This window comes from Sphingobium sp. 3R8 (assembly GCF_020166615.1).
Lineage (GTDB): Bacteria > Pseudomonadota > Alphaproteobacteria > Sphingomonadales > Sphingomonadaceae > Sphingobium > Sphingobium bisphenolicum.
In genome coordinates this window covers 67,121-89,733 of the sequence record NZ_JAIQXR010000008.1, presented here as the reverse complement: position 1 = coordinate 89,733, position 22,613 = coordinate 67,121, and the positions used below count along the sequence as shown (strand labels likewise).

Annotated in this window: 19 protein-coding genes and 1 riboswitch; all 19 genes read right to left on the bottom strand. The window is 66.5% G+C overall.

Features of this window, described 5'->3' with window-relative positions; genetic code table 11:
* Nucleotides 1-24: 24 nt before the first annotated feature.
* The 19 genes from K9B33_RS09780 to K9B33_RS09690 all read right to left on the bottom strand — a co-directional run bounded on the left by K9B33_RS09780 (nt 25) and on the right by K9B33_RS09690 (nt 22,585).
* On the bottom strand, nt 25-672 hold the full coding sequence (locus tag K9B33_RS09780) for a DUF938 domain-containing protein (protein WP_224548419.1): 648 nt from the start codon (nt 670-672) through the stop codon (nt 25-27).
* Nucleotides 669-2,243: an aminomethyl-transferring glycine dehydrogenase subunit GcvPB gene (gcvPB, locus tag K9B33_RS09775; protein ID WP_224548418.1), complete on the bottom strand. Its 1,575-nt coding sequence runs from the start codon at nt 2,241-2,243 to the stop codon at nt 669-671. The genes K9B33_RS09780 and gcvPB overlap by 4 nt, the downstream gene beginning before the upstream one ends.
* Nucleotides 2,240-3,598, bottom strand: coding sequence for an aminomethyl-transferring glycine dehydrogenase subunit GcvPA (gcvPA, locus tag K9B33_RS09770; RefSeq protein ID WP_224548417.1), 1,359 nt, complete (start codon nt 3,596-3,598; stop codon nt 2,240-2,242). The genes gcvPB and gcvPA overlap by 4 nt, the downstream gene beginning before the upstream one ends.
* Before the next feature lie 207 nt (nt 3,599-3,805).
* Entirely contained in the window at nt 3,806-4,177 is a 372-nt protein-coding gene (gcvH, locus tag K9B33_RS09765) for a glycine cleavage system protein GcvH (protein WP_224548416.1), read from the bottom strand.
* Nucleotides 4,178-4,204: 27 nt separating this feature from the next.
* The gene (gene gcvT / locus K9B33_RS09760; RefSeq protein ID WP_224548415.1) at nt 4,205-5,356 is read right to left on the bottom strand and encodes a glycine cleavage system aminomethyltransferase GcvT; all 1,152 of its coding nucleotides are present in this window, start codon (nt 5,354-5,356) and stop codon (nt 4,205-4,207) included.
* A gap of 178 nt (nt 5,357-5,534) precedes the next feature.
* A riboswitch (glycine riboswitch) is annotated at nt 5,535-5,634 on the bottom strand.
* A gap of 53 nt (nt 5,635-5,687) precedes the next feature.
* A complete protein-coding gene (locus tag K9B33_RS09755; RefSeq protein ID WP_224548414.1) occupies nt 5,688-6,848 on the bottom strand; it encodes a deoxyguanosinetriphosphate triphosphohydrolase in 1,161 nt (386 codons plus the stop codon).
* A 54-nt stretch (nt 6,849-6,902) separates the two neighbouring features.
* Entirely contained in the window at nt 6,903-8,867 is a 1,965-nt protein-coding gene (locus tag K9B33_RS09750) for a tetratricopeptide repeat protein (protein ID WP_224548413.1), read from the bottom strand.
* Between the two features lie 137 nt (nt 8,868-9,004).
* Nucleotides 9,005-10,450: a cell division protein FtsZ gene (gene ftsZ, locus K9B33_RS09745; protein ID WP_224548412.1), complete on the bottom strand. Its 1,446-nt coding sequence runs from the start codon at nt 10,448-10,450 to the stop codon at nt 9,005-9,007.
* Between the two features lie 107 nt (nt 10,451-10,557).
* Entirely contained in the window at nt 10,558-11,841 is a 1,284-nt protein-coding gene (ftsA, locus tag K9B33_RS09740; RefSeq protein WP_224548410.1) for a cell division protein FtsA, read from the bottom strand.
* Between the two features lie 5 nt (nt 11,842-11,846).
* Nucleotides 11,847-12,803: a cell division protein FtsQ/DivIB gene (locus K9B33_RS09735; protein WP_224548408.1), complete on the bottom strand. Its 957-nt coding sequence runs from the start codon at nt 12,801-12,803 to the stop codon at nt 11,847-11,849.
* On the bottom strand, nt 12,796-13,761 hold the full coding sequence (locus K9B33_RS09730; RefSeq protein ID WP_224548406.1) for a D-alanine--D-alanine ligase: 966 nt from the start codon (nt 13,759-13,761) through the stop codon (nt 12,796-12,798). Before K9B33_RS09730 ends, K9B33_RS09735 begins: the two co-directional genes overlap by 8 nt.
* Nucleotides 13,758-14,672: a UDP-N-acetylmuramate dehydrogenase gene (gene murB, locus K9B33_RS09725; protein ID WP_411974000.1), complete on the bottom strand. Its 915-nt coding sequence runs from the start codon at nt 14,670-14,672 to the stop codon at nt 13,758-13,760. The genes K9B33_RS09730 and murB overlap by 4 nt, the downstream gene beginning before the upstream one ends.
* The gene (locus K9B33_RS09720) at nt 14,654-14,851 is read right to left on the bottom strand and encodes a hypothetical protein (protein ID WP_224548402.1); all 198 of its coding nucleotides are present in this window, start codon (nt 14,849-14,851) and stop codon (nt 14,654-14,656) included. The genes murB and K9B33_RS09720 overlap by 19 nt, the downstream gene beginning before the upstream one ends.
* Nucleotides 14,851-16,278 carry a UDP-N-acetylmuramate--L-alanine ligase gene (gene murC / locus K9B33_RS09715; RefSeq protein ID WP_224548400.1) on the bottom strand — a complete coding sequence of 476 codons (1,428 nt, stop codon included), beginning with the start codon at nt 16,276-16,278 and terminating at the stop codon, nt 14,851-14,853. The genes K9B33_RS09720 and murC overlap by 1 nt, the downstream gene beginning before the upstream one ends.
* A gap of 64 nt (nt 16,279-16,342) precedes the next feature.
* Nucleotides 16,343-17,524: an undecaprenyldiphospho-muramoylpentapeptide beta-N-acetylglucosaminyltransferase gene (murG, locus tag K9B33_RS09710; RefSeq protein WP_224548398.1), complete on the bottom strand. Its 1,182-nt coding sequence runs from the start codon at nt 17,522-17,524 to the stop codon at nt 16,343-16,345.
* On the bottom strand, nt 17,521-18,723 hold the full coding sequence (locus K9B33_RS09705; RefSeq protein WP_224548396.1) for an FtsW/RodA/SpoVE family cell cycle protein: 1,203 nt from the start codon (nt 18,721-18,723) through the stop codon (nt 17,521-17,523). The genes murG and K9B33_RS09705 overlap by 4 nt, the downstream gene beginning before the upstream one ends.
* 49 nt (nt 18,724-18,772) lie before the next feature.
* Nucleotides 18,773-20,116 (bottom strand): UDP-N-acetylmuramoyl-L-alanine--D-glutamate ligase, encoded by a 1,344-nt coding sequence (murD, locus tag K9B33_RS09700; protein WP_224548394.1) that lies wholly within the window; start codon nt 20,114-20,116, stop codon nt 18,773-18,775.
* Between the two features lie 4 nt (nt 20,117-20,120).
* Nucleotides 20,121-21,194, bottom strand: a complete 1,074-nt coding sequence (gene mraY / locus K9B33_RS09695; RefSeq protein WP_224548392.1) for a phospho-N-acetylmuramoyl-pentapeptide-transferase — start codon at nt 21,192-21,194, stop codon at nt 20,121-20,123.
* Nucleotides 21,194-22,585 carry a UDP-N-acetylmuramoyl-tripeptide--D-alanyl-D-alanine ligase gene (locus K9B33_RS09690; protein WP_224548390.1) on the bottom strand — a complete coding sequence of 464 codons (1,392 nt, stop codon included), beginning with the start codon at nt 22,583-22,585 and terminating at the stop codon, nt 21,194-21,196. Before K9B33_RS09690 ends, mraY begins: the two co-directional genes overlap by 1 nt.
* Between the last annotated feature and the right edge of the window lie 28 nt (nt 22,586-22,613).

Genomic DNA, 22,613 nt, shown 5'->3' with positions numbered 1-22,613 from the left:
GTTCAAAAAGGCTTTGACCCGTGTCTAGAGCCATCCCTTACGAAAGAGCAATGACAGGTTGTTCGCGGGCATATCGACAAGGCGATCAAGACCCAGGCCCTGCGCGTCCGCCGCCGCGACCACGTCCTCCACCGATCGCAGCCCCCAGCGCGGATCGCGGGCCTTGAGCGAGACATCGAAGGCAAGGTTGCTGGGTGCGGTGTCGACGCCCGCGCGCGCATAGGGGCCGTAGAGATAGAGGAGGCCGCCGGGCGACAGCGCCTCCCCTGCCCCCTTGAGCAATCCCAGCGTCGCTTGCCACGGGGCGATGTGGATCATGTTGATGCAGACGATCGCATCGGCCTGGGCGTTCGGCCATTCGCCCGTCGCGTCCAGCCGGATCGGCGAACGGAGATTGGACAGGTCCGCTTCGGCGCGCCATGCGGCGATCGAGGCGAGCGCGGCGGGATCGGGATCGCTCGGCTGCCAGTCGAGCGAGGGGAAGGCGACAGCGAAGTGGACAGCATGTTCGCCGCTCCCACTCGCCACCTCCAGCACCAGACCGGAGGACGGGAGCTGGTCGCGCAAGACCGCGACGATGGCGTCGCGGTTGCGCTCGGTCGCGGGCGCGTAGCGTTTATCCGCGACGGCGGGGCCGGAACCGGGTTCCCACGGCTCCGGCCTGTCGATCATTCGGCAGCGACCGCCAGCGCAGGGTCGGTCCAGGTGAGGACCGGCTTGCGCGCCGCGAGGGTTTCGTCAAGCCGCCGGCGCGGCGCGTGATAGGGCGCGCCCTTGAGCGCTTCGTCCCCTGCCTTGGCGCGTTCGGCGAGGCTGCGCAGCGCCAGGATGAACTGGTCCAGCGCCGCCTTGCTTTCGGTTTCGGTCGGTTCGACCAGCATCGCGCCATGGACGACCAGCGGGAAATACATGGTCATCGGGTGGAAGCCTTCGTCGATCAGCCCCTTGGCGATGTCGAGCGTGGTGAAGCCCTCGGCCAGCCCCTTGTCGCTGAACAGCGCCTCATGCATGCAGGGGCCGCTGTCGCCGAAGGGGGCGTCCAGCACATCGTCCAGGCTGCGCAATATATAGTTGGCATTGAGGACGGCGTCCTCCGCCACCTGGCGCAGGCCGTCCGCGCCGTGGGACAGGATATAGGCCAGCGCGCGGGTGAACATGCCCATCTGCCCATGGAAGGCCGACATGCGGCCGAAGCTCTGCGGCATTTCCTCACCGACATTCTCCTCCTCGATCAGGTGGATCGAGCCGTCCGCCATGCGCGCGGTATAGGGGAGCGGGCCGAAGGGCGAGAGCGCTTCGGACAGGACGACCGGGCCGGACCCGGGGCCGCCGCCGCCATGGGGGGTGGAGAAGGTCTTGTGCAGGTTGATATGCATGGCGTCGACGCCCAGATCGCCGGGGCGGACCCGGCCGACGATGGCGTTGAAGTTCGCGCCGTCGCAATAGACGAAGGCTCCGGCGGCGTGGACCGCGTCGGAAATAGTCTTCATGTCGCGTTCGAACAGGCCGCAGGTGTTGGGATTGGTGATCATCACCGCTGCGACGTCGGGGCCGAGGCGGGCCTTGAGCGCTTCCAGGTCCACGCGGCCTTCGGGGGTCGCGGGGATGTCCTCCACCTTGTATCCGCAGAAGGCGGCGGTGGCGGGGTTGGTGCCGTGCGCGCTTTCGGGGACCAGCACGACCTGACGCGCATCACCGCGCGCTTCCAGCGCGGCGCGAATGCAGAGCAGGCCGCACAGTTCGCCATGGGCCCCCGCCTTGGGCGTCATGGCCACGCCGTGCATGCCGGTCAGCTTGATGAGCCATACTGCCAGTTCGTTGATGACGCCCAGCGCGCCCTGCACGGTGGATTGGGGCGCGAGCGGGTGGAGGTCGGCGAAACCGGGCATCCGCGCGACCTTTTCATTGAGCCGCGGGTTGTGCTTCATGGTGCAGGAACCGAGCGGGAACAGGCCAAGGTCGATAGCGTAGTTCTGGCGCGACAGACGGGTGTAATGGCGCACCGTTTCCTGTTCCGACAGGCCCGGCAGGCCGATGGCGTCGGTGCGGGCGAGTTTGCCGAGGCGGCTGGCGACACTGGGTGCTGGCGCGAAATCGACGCCGGTCGTAGCGGTCGAGCCGATCTCGAAGATCAGCGCCTCTTCCAGCATCAGGGCGCGATTGCCGGTGGCGGTTGCGGGGGCCATATGGGCTTCCTTGACGGGTTCGGGCGCGGTGGGGCGACCTTCCTTGAGCATCGTCATGCCAGTTCCTCCTCCAGCGCTGCGGCAAGGCTTTCGATATCCTCCGCCGTGACGGTCTCCGTGACGGCGACGACAAGGCCGTTGCCTATCGCCGACGTCTGCGGGAAGAGGCGGCCGAGCGAGACCCCGGCCAGCACGCCCTTGTCGGCCAGAGTGCGCACGACGTCGCGGGCGTCCTTCGACAGGATCAGGGTAAATTCGTTGAAGAAGCTGTCGTTGAGCAGCGTGACGCCCGGCACCTGGCTCAGGCGATCGGCGGCCTGCGCGGCCAGGCCATGATTCAGCGTTGCCAGTTCACGCAGGCCGCGTTCGCCCAGCAGGGTCATGTGGATGCTGAAGGCCAGCGCACAGAGGCCCGAATTGGTGCAAATGTTCGACGTCGCCTTCTCGCGCCGGATATGCTGCTCGCGAGTGGAGAGGGTCAGCACGAAACCGCGCTTGCCCGCCGCGTCCACCGTCTCGCCACACAGGCGGCCGGGCATCTGGCGGACATATTTCTGCTTGCAGGCGAAGAGGCCAAGATAGGGGCCGCCGAACTGGAGGCCGACGCCGATCGACTGGCCTTCGCCCACGACGATGTCCGCGCCCATATGGCCCGGCGCCTTGATCGCCCCCAGGGCGACGGGTTCGGTGACGACCGCGACCAGCAGCGCACCGGCTGCATGGGCGGCCTCGGCCAGCGGGGCCAGGTCGGCGATGCGGCCGAGAATGTCCGGATATTGGACCACGACGCAGCTCGTATCCTTGTCGATACTCGCGATCAGCGCGTCGATGTCGGTCGCGGCGTCCAATGCCGGGGCTTCATGCGCCAATGCGTCGCCGGTGAATTTCGCCATCGTCCTGGCGACCGAGACATAATGAGGGTGCAGGCCGGACGACAGGATCGCCTTGCCGCGCTTGGTGATCCGGCGGGCCATGCCGATCGCTTCCCAGCAGGCGGTCGAGCCGTCATACATGGAAGCGTTGGCGACGTCGCAGCCCAGCAGGCGCGCGACCTGCGTCTGGAATTCGAACAGCACCTGCAACGTGCCCTGCGCGATTTCCGGCTGATAGGGCGTGTAGGCGGTCAGAAACTCGCCGCGCTGGATCAGATGATCGACGCTGGCGGGGACATGATGCCTGTACGCGCCAGCGCCCAGGAAGAAGGGCGCCTCCCCCGCCGACAGATTTTTCCGCGCCAGCGCCGCCATATGACGCTCGACCGCCAGTTCGCTAGCATGATCCGGAAGGCCGGCGATGGTGCCGGTCAGGCGGGCTTCAGCGGGCACGTCCACGAAGAGGTCGTCGATCGACGCCGCGCCGATGACGGACAGCATCTCCTGCCGGTCGGTGTCGGTAAGGGGTAGGTAGCGCATTCTGCTTCTCCCCCCTCCTTTTTAGGGAGGGGTAAGGGGTGGGTCCGCCGCGCCAGCGGCGGCTCTTTAGGATAGGATTGAGGCTCCCTACGGTCGCCACCCACCCCGTTTTGCAGGTGAACAGCGCCCCGCGCTGTTCAGGTCAAGCCGGGGGCTTGACCGACCTGAAACGCCCCTCCCTTGAAAGGGAGGGGCTTATGTTGTGGGTTAGAGGCTCGCCACGAACTTCTTGTACGCCGCTTCGGTCATCAGGCCTTCCAGTTCGCTGGTGTCGGCGATGCGCAGCTTGAAGAACCAGCCATCCTCTTCGGCGTCGCTGTTCACCAGCGCGGGTTCATCCTCCAGCGCGCTGTTGGATTCGACCACTTCGCCCGAGATCGGCGCATAGACGTCCGATGCGGCCTTGACCGATTCCACGACGGCGGCGTCGTCACCCTTGTCGAAATTGGTGCCTTCGGCGGGCAGTTCGACGAATACGATGTCGCCCAACTGTTCCTGCGCGTAGTCGGTGATGCCGACGGTGGCGATTTCGCCCTCGACATCGATCCATTCATGTTCGTCGGTGAAATAACGGCTCATGGATATACTCCCGTCGGTAAAAGTGGATCAGGCCTTGCGGCGATAGTGATGCGGAACGAACGGCATCGGCGCAACCACCGCGGCGATGCGCTTGCCCCTTACTTCGATTTCCAGCGCCTCGCCGATCACGGCATGGGGCAGGCTGACCCAGCCCATGGCGATCGGCGCGCCCACGGACGGCGCGAAGCCGCCGGAGGTAACTTCGCCCACCAGCACGTCGCCAGCATAGATTTGCGCGCCTTCGCGGGCCGGCAGGCGGCCTTCGATGGTCAGGCCCACCCGCCTGGAACCCGGCCCGTCGGCCAGTTCCTTCGTCACGCGGGCATGACCGATGAAACCGCCTTCTTCGCGGCGGCGCTTCGGAATTGCGAAGCCCAGGTCCGCGCCGATCGTGCTGACCGCAGGCGACAGGTCATGGCCGTAGAGCGGCAGGCCGGCTTCCAGCCGCAGCGAATCGCGCGCGCCCAGGCCGATCGGCTTCACCTGCGGCAGCGCGCACAGCGCGTCGGCGAGCAGGGTGACATCGTCGGCGGGGACGCTGATCTCGAACCCGTCCTCGCCGGTATAGCCCGACCGGCTGATCCACAGCGGGATGCCGCGCCAGGTGAAGGGTCCGGATTGCATGAACAACAGGTCGGCGGTTTGCGGGATGAGCGCGGCCAGCGCATCGCCCGCTTCGGGCCCTTGCAACGCCAGCAGCGCCTGATCGGCCATGTGGTTCATCACCACGGCGTCGGGCAGATGTTCGATCATCCAGCCGATATCGTCATATTTTGTCGCGCCGTTGACGACCATGTAGATGGCCGCGCCGTCGAATGCGCCATCCCCCAAGCGCGACACCATGAGATCGTCGAGGATGCCGCCCTCCTGATCGAGCAGCATCGAATAGCGCTGGCGGAAGGGCTTCAGCCCCTTGATGTCGCTGGGCAACAGATATTCCAGCGCGTCATCGACGTTTTCGCCGGAAAAATTGAGCTGGCCCATATGGCTGACGTCGAACAGGCCGGCATGTTCGCGGGTCCAAGCATGTTCCGCCATGATGCCTTCATATTGGATCGGCATATGATAGCCGGCGAAGCCGACCATGCGCGCGCCACGGGCACGGTGCCAGGCATCGAGCGGCAGGGCCTCCAGCGGCAGTTCCTCTGCGATTGTGGCGATATCGTCATTGCCGGACATGAAGCGTCCTTTCCGTGCGGGGTTGATGGCGACCGATGCAAAGGCCCGGAGTCGGACCTGTCCTATCTGCCACCCCCTCTGTCACGGAACCTGAGAGCTTTGACCAGCGGCCTTGCGGCCACATGGCTTACCCCTTCGGTGGGACAGTCATGCGACTGTCCGCTTTCCAGAGTGCCTTGCGCGCGATGCGGTCCTTTGACCTGAGAGATTCCGGGGCGGTTGCTCCTTCGGTGACGGGGTGGCCTCCAAGGCTTCCCATGCTCTCCCGCATCATGCCCGACGAACGAATCCGCCGGAGACCTGTCCGCATTGCGTCAATCGCAGGGGCGCGTCAATCGGCCAGCGCCATCGCCCCATAGATTTCCGCATGGCGCTTTTCGGCGTAACGGTCGGTCATGCCGGCGATGAAGTCGGCGATGTGGCGGCTGCGGGTGGGTTCCTGCCCGACGCAGTCGTCACGCCATTCGGGCGGCATGAGCGCGGGATCGGCCTGATAGGCGCGGAACAGGTCGGTGACGATGACGCGCGCCCGGTCGGCGGCGGCGAGCTGTTCGGGATGATGATAGAGGGTGGCGTACATGAAACGCTTGAGGTCGCGCTCCTGCGCCGCAAGGTCCGGCGAGAAAGCGACCAGGGTGCGGCCGAGCGCGCGGACATCCTCGACCGTCTCCACGCCCGATGCGGCGATGTTGGCGCGGGTCGATTCGATCAGGTCGGTGGCCATCACGCCGATCTGCTCGCGCACCAGCTCGCGCAGCAGCCGGTCCTCCGCCACGTCGGGATAGCGGGCGCGCACCCGGTCCCAGCAGCCGCGCACGAACGGCACTTCCATCAACTGGTCGAGCGTCAGCAACCCGGCGCGCAAACCATCGTCGATATCGTGATTGTCATAGGCGATGTCGTCGGAAATCGCGGCCAGTTGCGCCTCCAGCGAGGCATGGCTGGTCAGGTCGAGCGGGAAGAGCGCGTCCAGCTCCCGCATCGCCCAGCCGGGATGGACGATCGGGCCATTATGCTTGGCCAGCCCTTCCAGCATTTCCCAGCTCAGGTTAAGACCGGCAAAGCGCGGATAAGGGCTTTCCAGCAGCATCAGCGTGCGCAGCGTATGGGCGTTGTGGTCGAAGCCGCCATGATCGTCGAGCGCGACCTCCAGCGCATCTTCACCGGCATGACCAAAGGGCGGATGACCGATGTCGTGGGCGAGGCACAGCGCTTCGGTCAGATCCTCGTTCAGCCCCAAGGTGCGCGCGGTGGTGCGGCCGATCTGGGCAACCTCCAGACTGTGGGTCAGGCGGACGCGGAAATGATCGCCGTCGGGCGAGACGAACACCTGCGTCTTGTGCCGCAGGCGACGGAAGGCAATGGAATGGATGATGCGATCGCGGTCGCGCTGGAAGACGTCGCGCGGCCCGCGCATCTCGCCGCCCGCTTCGGGATGGAGGCGGCCCCGGCTGGCGGAGGAATGGCAGGCATAGGAAGCGAGGATCGTCATGCCCGCCCTCTTAGAGCCTTCTCCAGCCGGCCGAAACAGCCGACTGCAAAATGCTCATTCGGCCCCCAGCTTCTCCACGACCTCCCCCGCTTCGCTTTTCCAGGCGAAGGCATCGGCGCCGTCGGCCTTCAGATTAGCCTCCAGTTCCTTGGCGCGGGTGAAGCTGGCGAAGGGACCGACCAGCAGGCGATTGGTCCGCCCCCAGCCGGCGCTCCATCCGTCCTGGCGGGACAGGATCGTATATTTCTTGCGCAGCCCCTTCATGGTGAAGCCTAGCGCCGATTTGCTCTGCCCCACGCCGACCTGCAGCCAGTTGCGCGACGGATTGTCGGCCAGGCGCTTCTTCTCTTCGGCCTCCTTCTTCGCCTTGGCGTCGGCTTCCGCCTTGGCTTTGGCGAGGGCGTCCTTCTTCGCCTTGTCCGTGGCGGCCTTGGCCGCGGCCTGCCGCTCGGCGCGGCGGGCGGCCTGGATCGCGGCGATTTCCGTGAGGTCGACGGCGGCGACGGTCGGCTGGCGCTCGGCTTCGGGGACGTCGATCGCGCGAATGATGTCCGCCAGCGTGCGGGTGGCGACCGGATCGGGTTGCGGGACAGAAGGCGGCGGCACGGCCGTGAGCGGCTGGACGGTTGCGGCGGGCGATGTGGTGGCGGTTGCAGCGGCGGGCGGAGCTGAACCCGCAGGTTCAGGCGGCGGCGATGCCTGCGCCAGCGCGATCGCATTGAGCTGCGATCCCGCGTTGGAGGGCGGCGCGGCGGCCGGCGGCGCACGATCGATCGAATCGAAGCCGGGGGCGGGCGGCCCTTGCACCGCGCCATTGGGCGTAGCGGCGGCGGGCGATGCGGCCGCCTGACGCACGGGCGACGGTTCGGACGGCGTTTGCTCCGCCGACGCGGGTGCCGTGGACGACGGCAAGGGCTGGACCACCGGGGCCGGCAGCGGCGCGCTCGGCTGCTGCGCGGGCGGCGGGGTCGGCGTGGATCGCAGCGCAGACTGGACGGGCGCGGATTGGGCCGGCTGGGGCTGGAGCGCTCTGGGCGGGATCGTCTGGGCTTGGGCCAGTTGCGGCTGGGCGGGACGACGAGCGGCGGCCAGTCCCTCGGCGCGGGCGATACGGGCGGCCTCGCGCTGCTGGCGACGCTGTTCGGACCGGCTGAGCGGTTTGGTCTTCGCAGGGCTGGCGGAGGCGACGGCGACCGGCGCGCTGGCGGCCACCGCGATGCCCGGTGCCGGCGGGGTCGGCGTGATCGCGGCGATGCTGGTGCCGATCTGGGCCGGGAAATGGCCGAAATGCAGCGCCGCCGCCTTTTGCGCGGCAGTCAGATAGGGCATTTTCTGCATATAAGGAATGATCGCGGCGGCCAGTTGCGCCGGCATGGTCTGCTCCGCCACCTTCTTCGCATCGGCCTGCTTGTTGTTCATCGCCAGGATGAAGGCGCGATAGCGCCAGGCGGCCCGGTCGCTCTTGTAGAACAGGGGTTCGAGGATCTTGTCGGACGCGGCGACCTGCCCCGCTATGCCGAGCGAAGCGGCGTAGCGGCGCACCAGTTCATCATCGCCGGGGGTGCGTAGGAGCGCGGCCTGATAGTCCCGCTGCGCGCCCGCCTGATCGCCGGTCATGTCGCGCGCCAGGCCGCGGTCGGACAGGATCGTCGCATCGGGATAGCCCAGCCGCCCCGCCTGGTCGAACAGGCGCAGCGCCTCGACCGGGTTTTGCAGCTTGAGCATGACCCGTCCCAGCCCGGCCTTGATCCGGCCATTGCCGCTCTCGATCGCGTCGGCGCGGGCGAAGAAGCCGGCCGCCGCGCGCGGGTCATCCAGCGACAGCGCCGCCTCCCCCGCACCGATCAGCGCGACGACGTCGCGCGGATTGGACGCCAGGCGCGCCAAATTGCTGTTGAGGTCGGCGGCGCCGAGCGGCCGAACCAGTTGCGATTGGTCCTGCTGGGCATGCGCGGGGGCCGCGAGCAGCAGCGCGCCCGGCAGCCAAAGACCGAGAATCCATGGAGAAGTGCGTGTCACATCCGCGCCTTAGCCGATCCCAGGATGAATGGGAAATTAGCCCAACGAAAAAGCGCGCCGGGTCGCCCCAGACGACCGACAGCGCGCTTTTCCTGTCGCGCACGGCCCAAGCCGTGCGTCCTTTTACCGACTGCGCCTTACTGGTTGTTCTGGCGGTTGAGGAAACGGGGGATATCGACGCCCGGCGCGACGTCGTCCGCGGCGCCCGGCGCCTTGTCCGTGCCACGGGTCAGGCCCGCCATCCGCTCGAACAGCGTGCCGCCGGTGGCGACGCGCGGTGCGGGTGCGGCCGGCGCGGCCGCTTCGGCGCTGTCTGCGCCCAGGATCAGTTCATCCTCTTCCGGATCTTCGTCGGAAAAGACCGCGGCGGGCTTGGCCGGAGCGAACGGCGCCGGTGCAACCGTCGGCTGCGCGGGCGCAGGCGCGGCCGGCACGTCCAGTTCAAGCGTTTCGGGCTGCGGCGCAGGCGCAGGAGCAGGCGTCGGCGCAGGCGCTGCAACCGGCGCGGGCTGCTGCGCGACCGGCGCAGGCTTGGGCGCCGCCGACTGAGGCACGGCCACGGCGGGTCGGTTGGCGAAGCTGAACGGCTGGGTCAGCGGCGCGGCATGGTTGCCCACTTCATTGTCGATGCCGGTAGCGACCACCGACACGCGGATCTTGCCGTTCAGATTGTCGTTGAAGGCGCTGCCCCAGATGATGTTCGCGTCCGGGTCCACCAGTTCGCGGATATGGTTGGCGGCCTCGTCCACTTCCATCAGCCGCATGTCCTCGCCGCCGACGATCGAGACGATCACGCCCTTGGCGCCGCGCATCGACACGCCGTCGAGCAGCGGGTTGGCGATCGCCTTTTCCGCCGCCTGGAGCGCCCGGCCGTCGCCTTCGGCTTCGCCGGTGCCCATCATCGCCTTGCCCATTTCACCCATCACCGAACGCACGTCGGCGAAGTCGAGGTTGATGAGGCCGGGCATGACCATGAGGTCGGTGATGCCGCGCACGCCCTGCTGCAGCACTTCGTCCGCCATCTGGAACGCTTCCTTGAAGGTCGTGTTCGGGTTGGCGATCAGGAACAGATTCTGGTTCGGGATCACGATCAGCGTGTCGACATGCTTCTGCAGCTCATCGATGCCCGAATCCGCCGACTTCATGCGGCGATTGCCTTCAAAGGTGAAGGGCTTGGTGACGACGCCGACGGTCAGGATGCCCTTGTCGCGGGCGGCCTTGGCGATGACGGGGGCCGCGCCGGTGCCGGTGCCGCCACCCATGCCCGCGGCGATGAAGCACATATGCGCGCCTTCCAGCGCCTGCTCGACCGACGCGATCGTTTCTTCAGCGGCGGCCTTGCCGATTTCGGGGCGCGAACCGGCGCCCAGCCCTTCGGTGATTTGCGGGCCGAGCTGGATGCGGCGTTCGGCCGGCGAGGCGTTGAGCGCCTGCGCGTCGGTATTGGCCACGATGAAGTCCACGCCCTCGACATGGGCGGCGATCATGTTCGCGATGGCATTGCCGCCCGCGCCGCCGACACCGATCACCGCGATCCGCGGCTTCAGTTCGTCCACATGCGGTGGGCTGATTTCAATGCTCATAAATAGTGCTCCCTCAGCTTCCTCGTCAGGAAGCAACGCCGTCATTAAATGTTAACACCAGAAAATAGGGGAATTCACCACCTATTTTCGTCTTGGTCCAATTTCGTTCAATAGTTGGTCTTCATTGCGCGCATCATGCGTTGCCACCAGAGCGGCGCTCCCAGACGATGCACCGTTTGCGGCGCGGGCGCCATCGTGCGGAGATCAACCGGGTTGGAAGCGCCGTAAAGCGCGAGTCCCGCCAATGTCGCGAAGGCGGGCCCACTATGCGCTTCGGGCATCGCAGACAAGCCCCTGGGTCGCCCGATCCGCACGGCGCGGCCCAGCGCGCCCTGCGCATAATCGGCAATGCCCTTCATTTCCGCGCCGCCGCCGGTCAGCACCACCTGCCGCCCGGTGGAGTTAAAGCCCATGCCGGCCAGCGCTGCATTCACTTCGGTCATGATCTGGTTCAGCCGTTCGCAGATGACCCCGACCAGCGCGGCGCGGGTGATCTTGCCCCCTTCGGCGTTCGGCCCGGCCGCCTGCCCCGGCACCGCCATTTCGCCATGGGGCGGCGCGATCTCTATCATCTCGCGGAAATCGCGCGGGTTCTGCATCGCCGAGCCGTAGAAGCATTTGATCCGCTCCGCCTGGCTGCGGCGGATGCCGAAGGCGGAGGCGATATCGTCGGTAATGTCCGATGCGCCGAACGGGATCGAATGCAGGCCGACCAGCATTCCCCCCGCATAGAGCGAGACGTTGGTGACCCCGGCCCCGATCTCCACCAGCGCGACGCCCAGGTCGCGCTCCTCTTCCGACAGGCAGGCCAGGCCCGTGGCGATCGGCGCGGCGACGATCGAATTGACGTTGAGATAGGCGCCGCGCACGCACAGGTCGAGATTGGCGAGCGGCGCGCCGTCGGCCAGCACGACATGGATGTCGACGCCCAGCAGGTCCGCGTGCATGCCCAGCGGCTTTTTCACCGGCACCTTGCCGTTGATGGTGAAGCAGGTCGGCTGGGCATGGAGGACGATGCGGCCGTCGGGGTCGATGCCCTGCTGGCCGGTGGTCAGGAGATCGTCGATATCGGGCTGTTCGATGCGATAGCCGCCCATGTCGCGTTCGACCGTGACGACGTCGCTGACCAGGCTGCCGCCCGAGAAGCTGACCCAGACATCCTCGATATTGGTGCCGGCGACACGTTCGGCCTGCTCCACCGTTTCGCGCACGGCCAGTTCGGTGCGCTCCATATCGGCGATAAAGCCGCGCCGCACGCCGCGGCTTTCGCGCTGGCCGGTGCCCAGGATCGCCAGCTCGCCCGTGTCGGTGCGCCCCGCAATCAAGGCGGACACCTTCCACGATCCGATGTCGATCGCGGTGATAAGCTTCTCGACCTTGGGCTGCGCCATGGGCCTTAGCCTTCCTCGCCCGGCGTCGCGGCGGCGACGTCCTTCGTCCCGTCGTCCACCGGCTTTTCCTCCACCTTGCCCTGCGGCAGGCGCAGGACGAAACGGTCGGGATCGCGCATGTCGAACTTGACGATGCCGCGACCCAGCAGGCGATTGACGCCGTCCATCCGTGCGAAATTCACCAAGGCGCCCGCCGAATCCTTGTCGCCCTCCGGCAGGGAGAGCGTCTCACCCGACTGAAAGCGCAGATCCCAGCGGCGGTTCCCGACCCAGGTCGCGCCGGCCAGCATCGGCTTGAGCGCCGGGGCGTTTTCCATCAGCCGGTTAAGGCCCGCCGTCTGGCGATTGGCGTTGGGGCCGACGACCAGCGGCAGGTCGGGCATCGCGCTGGCGGACACCGACTGCAACACCACGCCCGACACGTCGATCAGGTGCAACTGGCCATTATGCTGCCACACCGCGACAGGATCACGCTCGACGATGTCGACCACCAGCGTATCGGGCAGGCGGCGGGAAATGCGCGCATCCTTGACCCAGCCGAGCTTGAGCATCTCGCTGCGCACCCTGGGCAGGTCGAGCGAGAGCATGGAGCGATCCACCTGCCCCAGGGCGATATTATAGACCGGCAGTTCATCCATCCGTTCGACGCCGCGCACTTCGACCTTGTCGACCTCGAAGCCGGCGCGCGCCGCGATGTCTGCCGCCTGCTGCCGGGCCATGCCGGGCAGGCCCATGAAGATGGCGATGGCGATGACGATGGCGCCGAAGATGCCGACGATGGCCCAGCTCGCCATGCGTTGCAGCGTGGCTTCGCTGACCGGCAGCATCTCGACCAGCCGGTCGAGGCTGCTCTGGCGCTTCAGGGCGCGGCCGCGACCGCCCCCGGACTTGCCGGCGTTCACCCTGCCCTTCGCGCTGCTCAGCCGCGCGGTGCCGCCGCGCCTGATCCGTGCCTCAGCCATCACCATTTCCTGCCTTGTCTGGCCCTTGGGCGCGGTTCAGCGCCTCCTCGACAATAGTCTCCACCAGCGTGGCATAGTCAATGCCCAGCTTTGCCGCCTGTTCGGGGACGAGGCTGAGCGGAGTCATGCCCGGCTGGGTATTGACCTCCAGCAGGAACAGCCCTTCGATCCCCTGCGTGTCGTCCCAGCGGAAATCGGCGCGCGATGCGCCCTTGCAGCCCAGCAACTGGTGGGCGCGCAGCGCGATCGCCTTGCAGGCCTCGGTAATCTCCGGCGGCAGGTCGGCGGGGCAGACATGTTCGGTCATGCCGTCGGTATATTTGGCATCGAAATCGTAAAAGCCGCTCTTGGGCCGCAATTCGGTGACGAGCAGTGCCTCATCGCCCAGAACCGCCGTGGTGAGTTCGCGGCCGCGAATATAGGGTTCGGCCAGCAGTTCGGGAAAATCCTGCCACGGACCGACGCTGCCGCGGGCGATGGGGTTGCCATAATTGCCCTCCGCCGTGACGATGGCGACGCCGACCGAGCTGCCTTCGTTGACGGGCTTGAGCACATAGGGGCGCGGCAGCGGATCGGCGGCGAAGAGGCTTTCGCTTTCCACGATCTGGCCGCCGGGCATGGGGATGCCGTGGGGCACGAGCGCCTGCTTGGTCAATTGCTTGTCGATCGCGATGACCGAGGTGGCGAGGCCGCTATGGGTGTAGGTGAGGCCCATCAGGTCCATCATGCCCTGCACCGTGCCGTCTTCGCCGGGGACGCCGTGCAGCGCGTTGAAGATCACGTCCGCCCTGGTCTCCGCCAGGCGGGCGGCGACGTTGCGGTCCATGTCGATGCGGGTGACGGTATGGCCGCGCGATTCCAGCGCCTTGGCCACACCTTCGCCGGAGGACAAAGAGACGGGGCGTTCCGCCGACCAGCCGCCCATGAGGACGGCGACATGCCAGGGGCCACGGGTCACTTCACGATCCCGACGCGCTGAATTTCCCATTCCAATTCTATTCCACTTTTGTCTTTGACCCGGCGGCGGACTTCTTCGCCCAGCGCTTCGATATCGGCGCTGCTGGCGTCGCCGCTGTTGAGCAGGAAATTGGTGTGCTTCTCGCTGACCTGCGCGCCGCCCAAAGCCAAGCCGCGACAGCCTGCTTCGTCCACCAACTGCCAGGCCTTGTGCCCGTCGGGGTTCTTGAAGGTCGAGCCGCCCGTCTTGCTGCGCAGCGGCTGGCTTTCCTCGCGCGCGGCGGCGATGCGATCCATTTCCGCCTGGATCGCGGCCGGCTCGCCCGGTTCGCCGCGGAAGGTCGCCGACACCACGATCGCGCCATCGGTCAGGTTGGAATGGCGGTAGGTATAGGCAAGGTCACGGTTCAGGAGCGTCACCTGTTCGCCCGACCGCAGCACGACCTCGCAGGACAGCAATATGTCGCGCGTCTCGCGGCCGTAGGCGCCGCCGTTCATGCGCACGAAGCCGCCGACCGTGCCGGGAATGGAGCGCAGAAACTCCAGGCCCGCTATGCCCGCGTCGCGCGCGGTCGAGGAGACGAGGATGCCTGACGCGCCGCCGCCGCAGGTCAGCGTGGTTTCATCCAGCGCCACGACCTTGGCGAAGGGCTTGCCCAGACGTACGACCACGCCCGGCACGCCACCGTCGCGGACGATGAGGTTGGAGCCGAGGCCCAGCGCCATCACCGGCGCTTGCGGATCGAGCATGGCGAGGAAGTCGGACAGGTCGTCCGCATCCTTCGGCTCGAACAGCCATTGCGCCGCGCCGCCCGCCTTGAACCAGACGAGCGGGGCCAGCGGGGCGTCGGCCTTCAACGTGCCGCGCACCGGCGGAAGGGCGATCGTCGTGCTCAACCGCGCATGCCCCACAGGTTCATCCAGTTTTTCATGGCCTTGAGGCCCGCTTCATTCGCCTGGGTCGTGGCCATGCCGGTTTCGACCTGACGCTGGGCCGCCTCCACCATGTCGCGCGCGGCTTCCACGCCCTGCATCTGGGCGTCGATCATGCGCTTCTGCATTTCCAGGCCGACAGCGAAAAGCTCGAACATCAGACCGCTTCCTTGACCTTGGCGGACACGGCCGCCGACAGCCCCGCCGCCCATTTGGTGATGTCCCCCGCGCCCAGGCAGATGACCATGTCGTCCGGCTGGATATCGGCAGCCACCAGCGCGGCCAGATCGGCCGCGTCGGTGACGGTGGAAGCATGGCGATGCCCGCGCCGCTTGAGGCCGGCGACGAGCGCAGCGCTGTCCACGCCCTCGATCGGCTGCTCGCCCGCGGTATAGACCGGCGCGGCATAGACCATGTCGGCGTCGTTGAACGCCTGCTGGAACTCGTCCATCAGGTCGCGCAGGCGGGTGAAGCGGTGCGGCTGGACCACGGCGATGACGCGGCCTTTCGCGCCTTCTCGCGCGGCGGCGAGGACCGCCTTGATCTCGACCGGGTGGTGGCCATAATCGTCGATCACGGTGGCGGTGCCGCCTGCGATGGCGATCTGCCCGACATTGGTGAAGCGACGCTTGACCCCGCCGAACTTGGCGAAGCCGGTCTGGATCGTCGCGTCATCGATGCCCATGTGCAGCGCCACGCCGATCGCCGCCATGGCGTTCAGCACATTATGGCGGCCGGGCATCGGCATTTCGATACCCTCGATCTTGCGCGTCGATCCGTCGCGCTCGCGCACCTGGATGTCGAAGCGGTTGCCGCCGGGGAAGCTGACGACATTGTCGCCGCGAATGTCCGCCTGCGCCGAAAAGCCATAGGTCACGATCCGCCGGTCCTGCACGCGCGGCAATATCGCCTGCACTTCGGGATGATCCAGGCACAGCAAGGCCGCGCCGTAGAAGGGGACGTTGCCGACGAACTCGACAAAGGCGTCCTTCACCCGGTCGAAGCTGCCATAATGATCCAGATGTTCGGGATCGATATTGGTGACGACCGCGATCGTGCCGTCGAGGCGCAGGAAGCTGCCGTCGCTTTCGTCAGCCTCGACAACCATCCAGTCGCTGTTGCCCAGCCGCGCGTTGGAGCCATAGCTGTTGATGATGCCGCCGTTGATGACCGTGGGGTCCACCCCGCCAGCGTCCAGCAGCGCGGCGACCATCGACGTCGTCGTGGTCTTGCCATGGGTGCCCGCCACCGCGACGGTGGATTTGAGGCGCATCAGTTCGGCCAGCATTTCGGCGCGGCGAATGACGGGGACGCGATTTTCCAGCGCCAGCTCGACCTCCGGATTGCCGCGCTTGATCGCGGTGGAGGTGACGACCACAGCGGCGTCGCCCAGATTTTCCGCCTTATGGCCGATCATCACGCGGATGCCCTTGGCCCGCAGCCCCTCGACCACATAGCCTTCGGCCACGTCCGAACCCTGAACGTCATAACCCAGATTATGCATCACTTCGGCGATGCCGGACATGCCGATGCCGCCAATGCCGATGAAATGGATCGTGCCGATGTCCGTGCCGACACCCTTCATGCGATAAACTCCGAAACTATACGGTTATCCCGGCGGAAGCTGGGATGACGAAGGAAAAGGCCGGTCACGCCGGGACACCCTGCAAATTGAGCGTAGTGGGCGTCGGCCCGACCCGCACCGGATCGTTCATGATCGGCGCAGTGCCGATGCTTTCGAGCAGGTCGGCCATGTCGCGCGCCGCATGGGGGCGGCCGCAGCCGCGCGCGCGCTTGGCCGCGTTCAGCAGCGCGCCGGGTTCCAGCGCCATTTTCTGCATCTGCTTGGCCAGTTCGACCGCGGTGAAGCGGGCCTGCGGTATCGTGCGCGCGCCACCCGCCTCGGTCATTTCCCTGGCATTGGCGGTCTGGTGATCGTCCATCGCGCTGGGCAGCGGGATCAGGATCGCCGGACGCCCGGCGCAGGTGAGTTCGGCCAGCGTCGAGGCACCCGCGCGCGCGATCACCAGATGCGACCAGCCCAGCTTTTCGGGCACGTCGTTGAAATAGGTGGCGAGGTCAGCGGGGATTTCCATCTCCGCATAGGTCTTGCGCACGCGATCGATATCCTCGGCACGGCATTGCTGGGTCACCTGCAACCGGCGGCGGAGCGCCACCGGCAGCATCGACAGGCCTTCGGGCACGACGCTGGAGAGGATGGAGGCACCCTGGCTGCCGCCGATCACCAGCACGCGAAACACGCTTTCGTCGGTCAGCGCGGGGAAATCCTCCTCGCGCAACTGCTTCACTTCCTCGCGCACCGGATTGCCGATCAGGTGAACCTTGCCCGCATAGGCGCTCTTCAGACGCTCCACGTCCGGATAGGCGGTGGCGATGGCGTCGACGCGCCCGGCGAGCAGGCGATTGACCCGGCCCAGCACAGCATTCTGTTCATGAATGGCGGTCGGGATGCCATCCGCCAATGCGCCCAGCAGCGCGGGCATGGCAGGATAGCCGCCGAAGCCGACGACGGCGGTGGGGCGGAAGGTTTCGTTCAAACGGCGGGCCATGGCGCGGCCTGCCAGGATCGCCTTCAGGGCGCCCGGCCAGCTCGACGGATTCTTGGTCATGCGTCCCGCGGGCATGACATGGACCTGCGCCCGATTGTCCGGCGCGTGATCGAAAATGCCGGGGATTTTCGCGCCGCGCTCATCGGTGACGAGCGCGACATGATGGCCCCGCGCCATCAGCTCTTCGGCGACGGCGTGCGCTGGAATCATATGGCCCCCCGTCCCGCCGGCGGCGAGGACGAAGTGACGGGAAATGCTCATCGACCACTCCATTTGACGACGGTATGCCGGCCCATGAAGGGATTGCGCCGGGTAAAGGCGAGCAGCAGGCCGACCCCGATGCAGAGCGCCAGCATAGAGGAGCCGCCATAGCTGATAAAGGGCAGCGTCATACCCTTTGACGGAAATATCTGCGCATTGACGCCCATATTGATGATCGCCTGCAACCCGAACTGGGTGGTGAGCCCCGCAGCGGCGAGGATGGTGAACACATCTTCCTCGTCCAGCAGGCGCAACAGCACGCGCACCACGATAGCGAGATAGACGCAGGCGATGGCGATGCAGGCGAGCAGGCCGAACTCTTCGCCGATGACCGAGAAGATGTAATCGGTATGCGCTTCGGGCAGGCGGAACTTGTTCTGGCCCCCACCCGGCCCGACACCGGTGAAGCCGCCATGGGAAATGGTGCGGAAGGCAAGATCGGTCTGGTCCGGGCCGGCGTCGAGCTGGACACCGATGCCCAGGAAGTCGTTCACGCGCTGGCGGCCATTTTCATAGAACATATAGACCGCGATCAACCCGACCAGCGCCACCCCGCCCATCGCGCCGATGAAGCGCATCGACACGCCCGACAGCAGCAGCAACACGCCAAGGCAGGCGGCGAAGATGACGGTCTGGCCGAAATCAGGCTGGCGCATCAGGATGATGGCGATCAGGCCGGTGACACAGAAGCTCAGCGGCACGACCGGCAGGCTCATATCCTTGGTCCGCAGCGACAGCAGCCAGGCCAGCGCCACGACGAAGACGGGCTTGAGGAACTCGGACGGCTGGAAGCGGAAGCCGGGCAGGTCGATCCAGCGCTTCGCGCCGTTCACCGTCGATCCCAATATCGGCACGCACAGCAGCATGACGAAGAAGAAGGCGCAGCCGAATATCGCCAGCCGCCGCGCCTGCGGCCGGGGGAGCATCGAGATGACCAGCATGATCGGCAGGCCGATGAAGACCCACATCAATTGACGGTAGAAATAGATGAGCGGATTGACCGCCACCGACGCCGTCGACCGGTCGATCGCCGCGACGGGGGACGCGGCCGCGACCGCGACCAGCCCGATCGCCATCAAGGTGACGATCAGCGACAGCAGGACGCGGTCGATCTCCCAGAACCAGATGGCAAGCGCCGTCCGTTCGCGCGGCACGGTGCGGGTGCGGAAACCCTTCACCAGTTCGCCAGCCTTGAACATCCGTGTCGTCCCTTCCCTGCCCATCGTCTCGCCCCCCGGCTATGCTGGCTTAATCGCCCGTCGATCCCAACGCCGCGACGGCGGCAGCGAAGGCATCGCCGCGCGCTTCGAAATCGCGAAACTGGTCGAAACTGGCGCAGGCGGGCGACAATAGCACCACATCCCCCGGCTGCGCGATGCGCGCCGCGCGGCGGACGGCGGCGCTTAGCATTTCACTGTCGTCCACCGCCATAGCGGGGCGCAGCAGATCGGCGAACATATGCCCCGCTTCACCGATGGTATAGGCGTGGGCGACATTGCCGAAATGGGGGACGCATTCGTCCAGATTGTCGGATTTGGCGACGCCGCCCAGGATCCAGTGGATACGGGGCTTGCCGTCCTTTGCCGGCCAGGCGGCGAGCGCGGGCGCGGTGGAGGCGGCGTTGGTCGCCTTGCTGTCGTTGACGTAGAGGACGCCGTTATGGGTGCCCACCGCCTGCATCCGGTGCGGGAGCGAGGCGTAGCTGACGAGGGCGTTGTCGATGGTGGGTTCGTCTATGCGCAGCGCTTTTGATACCGCCATCGCGACAGCTGCATTTTGCGCGTTGTGCGGGCCTTGCAGGGCGGGCCAGCCAAGCTGGGTGGCAGGGTCGATATCGGCCGCATGGACGATATGCCATTTGGGCTTATCACCTCGACGACGCCATTCCTTCTCAGCGATTTCACGCGTCGATGCATCGTCTGCGGCAAAAACAGCGTCGTATTCTGCCGACTGCATCGCAAACAGCCGTGCCTTCGACGCGACATAGCCTTCGAACCCATCATAGCGATCGAGATGATCCGGCGTGATGTTGAGCAGCACCGCGACGTCGCAATCGAGGCTGCGGGTCAGGTCGATCTGGTAGCTGGACAGTTCCAGCACATAGACGCCCACCCCATGCAAATTGGGTTCCAGCGGCGGCTGGCTCAGGATCGGCAGGCCGATATTGCCGCCCATCACCGTGGGGAAAGCCGCCTGCTCGATGATGTGATGGATCAGCGCCGTGGTGGTCGACTTGCCGTTGGTGCCGGTGATGCCGACGACCTTGTGCGGCGGCAACGTCGGACGGGCGAGCGCGAACAGTTCGATGTCGCCGATGATCGGGACGCCAGCAATCTTCGCACGCATCGCGATGGGGTGGCGGTTCAATGGCACGCCCGGCGACACGACGATGCCGTCAAAGCCGCTGAGGTCGATCTCCATCGGGTCGCCCAGTTCCGCCTTGCCCTCGACCAGAGCGCGCGCTTCTTCCCGACTGTCCCACGCCACGACACGCGCGCCGCTGGCGACCAGCGTCTCGACCGTCGCCAGGCCCGACCGCGCCAGACCCAGCACGGCGTAACGCTTGCCCGCAAATGCCTCCGAAACGATCATCCCTTCACCTCAGCTTCAGGGTGGCGAGACCGGCGAGCGCCAGCACGAAGGCGATGATCCAGAAACGGATCACCACGGTCGGCTCGGCCCAGCCCAGTTGCTCGAAATGATGGTGGATCGGCGCCATCTTGAACACGCGCTTGCCGGTGCGCTTGTAGAAGAAGACCTGGATGATGACCGACAGCGCCTCCACGACGAAGAGGCCGCCGATAATGCCCAGCACGATCTCATGATGGGCGGTGACCGCGATCACCCCGATAGTTCCGCCCAGCGCCAGCGACCCCGTGTCGCCCATGAACACCGCGGCGGGCGGCGCGTTGAACCAGAGGAAGGCGAGGCCCGACCCGATGATCGCCCCGCACAATATGGTCAGGTTCCCCGCGCCCGGCACGTGCGGGATGCCCAGATAGGCGGCGAAGTCGGCCCGACCGACCAGATAGACGATCAGCATGAAGGCAAGGCTGGCGATGATGACCGGCATGGTGGCGAGGCCGTCGAGGCCATCGGTCAGGTTCACCGCATTGCCGAAGGCGACGATGACGAAGGCGGCGAAGCAGAAGTAAAATGGCCCCAGCTCGATCGCCGGGCCATTGTAGAAGGGCACGTAGAGCGCGGTATTGCCATGCTGGTTGACGATCATCCAGGCGGCGAAGCCCGCGATAAGGAATTCGAACAGCAGCCGCATCTTCCCCGACAGCCCCTTGTGGCTGGCCTTGGTCACCTTGTCATAATCGTCGAGGAAGCCGATCGCGCCGAAGCCCAGGGTCACGAACAGGCAGGCCCAGACATAGGTGGAGGACAGGTCCATCCACAGCAGCACCGAAATGACCATCGAGGTCAGGATCATCAGGCCGCCCATGGTGGGCGTGCCGCGCTTGGCGAGGTGGGTCTGGGGGCCGTCGTCGCGGATCGGCTGGCCCTTGCCCTGGCGGACGCGCAGCCAGCCGATGAATTTCGGGCCAATGACCAGGCCGATCAGCAACGCGGTGAAGATCGCCGCGCCCGCACGGAAGGACAGGTAGCGGATGAGGTTGAACACCCCCGCGAAATCGAGCGTTTCGGCCAGCCAGTAGAGCATTAGTTCCTATCTCCGTCACGGGCGCTGTTGGCCATGGCGGCGACCAGGCGGGACAAGCCCACACCGTTCGAGCCTTTGACCAGTATCGCGTCGCCCGCGCGTATTTCGCTTTGGATGAGGGGAATGGCCGCCGCCGTATCGGCGACATGCGCATAGGGAATGATGCCGTCGAGCAGATCGGCCAGCGGCGCCATTTCCGCGCCGACCAATATCGCATAATCGACCCGGCCCGTACCGAGCGGTTCGGCAAGGCCGGCATGGAGTTCCACGCTGCGGTCGCCCAGCTCGCGCATGCCGCCCAATATGGCGATACGCCGGTCGGCCTTTTCGCGGCCCAGTTGCGTGAGCGTCGCGGTCATGGACAGCGGATTGGCGTTGTAGCTTTCGTCGATCAGCAGCGCTTCGCCGCCCGCGACCGGCAGGATGCGCCGCTCGCCCCGGCCCGGCAGACCCGGCATTTCGGCGAGCGCCAGGCCCGCTGCGGCCAGATCGCCGCCCACCGCATCGACCGCCGCCAGCACCGCCAGCGCGTTCGACACCCAATGGTCGCCCGGCGCGGCGACGGTGAAGCACAGCTCCGCGTCGGGCAGGGTTGCGGTGACCAGCGTACCGCCGCCCGGCGCCGGCACGGCTTCGCGCGCGCAGATGTCGGCCTGCGGGCTGGCGCCGAAGGTCAGGATGCGCGCCGCGTGGCGTTCCGCCTTGTTGTAGAGCAGCGCGACATGCGGGCTGTCATAGGGGATGATCGCGGTGCCGCCGGGTTGCAGCCCCTCGAAAATCTCCGCCTTGGCCTCGGCGATCTTCGCCTCCGTGCCGAAAAATTCGATATGGGCCGGCGCGATCGCGGTGACGATGGCGACATGGGGGCGGACCTGCCGCGTCAGGGCGGACAGTTCGCCGGCATGGTTCATGCCCATTTCGAACACGCCATGGGCCGACCCGCGCGGCATCCGGGCGAGGCTGAGCGGTACGCCGACATGATTATTGTAGCTTTTGACCGAGCGATGCACCTGCCCCGGCGCGGCGCGATCGAGCGCCTGGAACAACGCTTCCTTGGTGCCGGTCTTGCCGACCGATCCGGTCACGCCGATTACCTTGCCGCCCATACGCTTGCGCGACGCTTTTCCCAGCGCTTCGAGCGCGGCGGCGCTGTCGGGCACCAGGATATGGGGGTGCGCCACCGGCTCGCTGACGATCGCGCCTGCCGCACCCTGCCCGAACGCCTTGTCGATGAACCTGTGGCCGTCGGTCTTCTCGCCCTTCATCGCGACGAACAGGTCGCCCTGCCCGACTTCGCGGCTGTCGAAGGCGACGCCCGAAACGGCGAACGGCGCCGACGCGGCGCCGCCTGTGGCCTCAGCGATTTCGGTGGAGGTCCAGAGGTCTGGCATCAGCGCCAACCCCGGTTCGATTCGGATA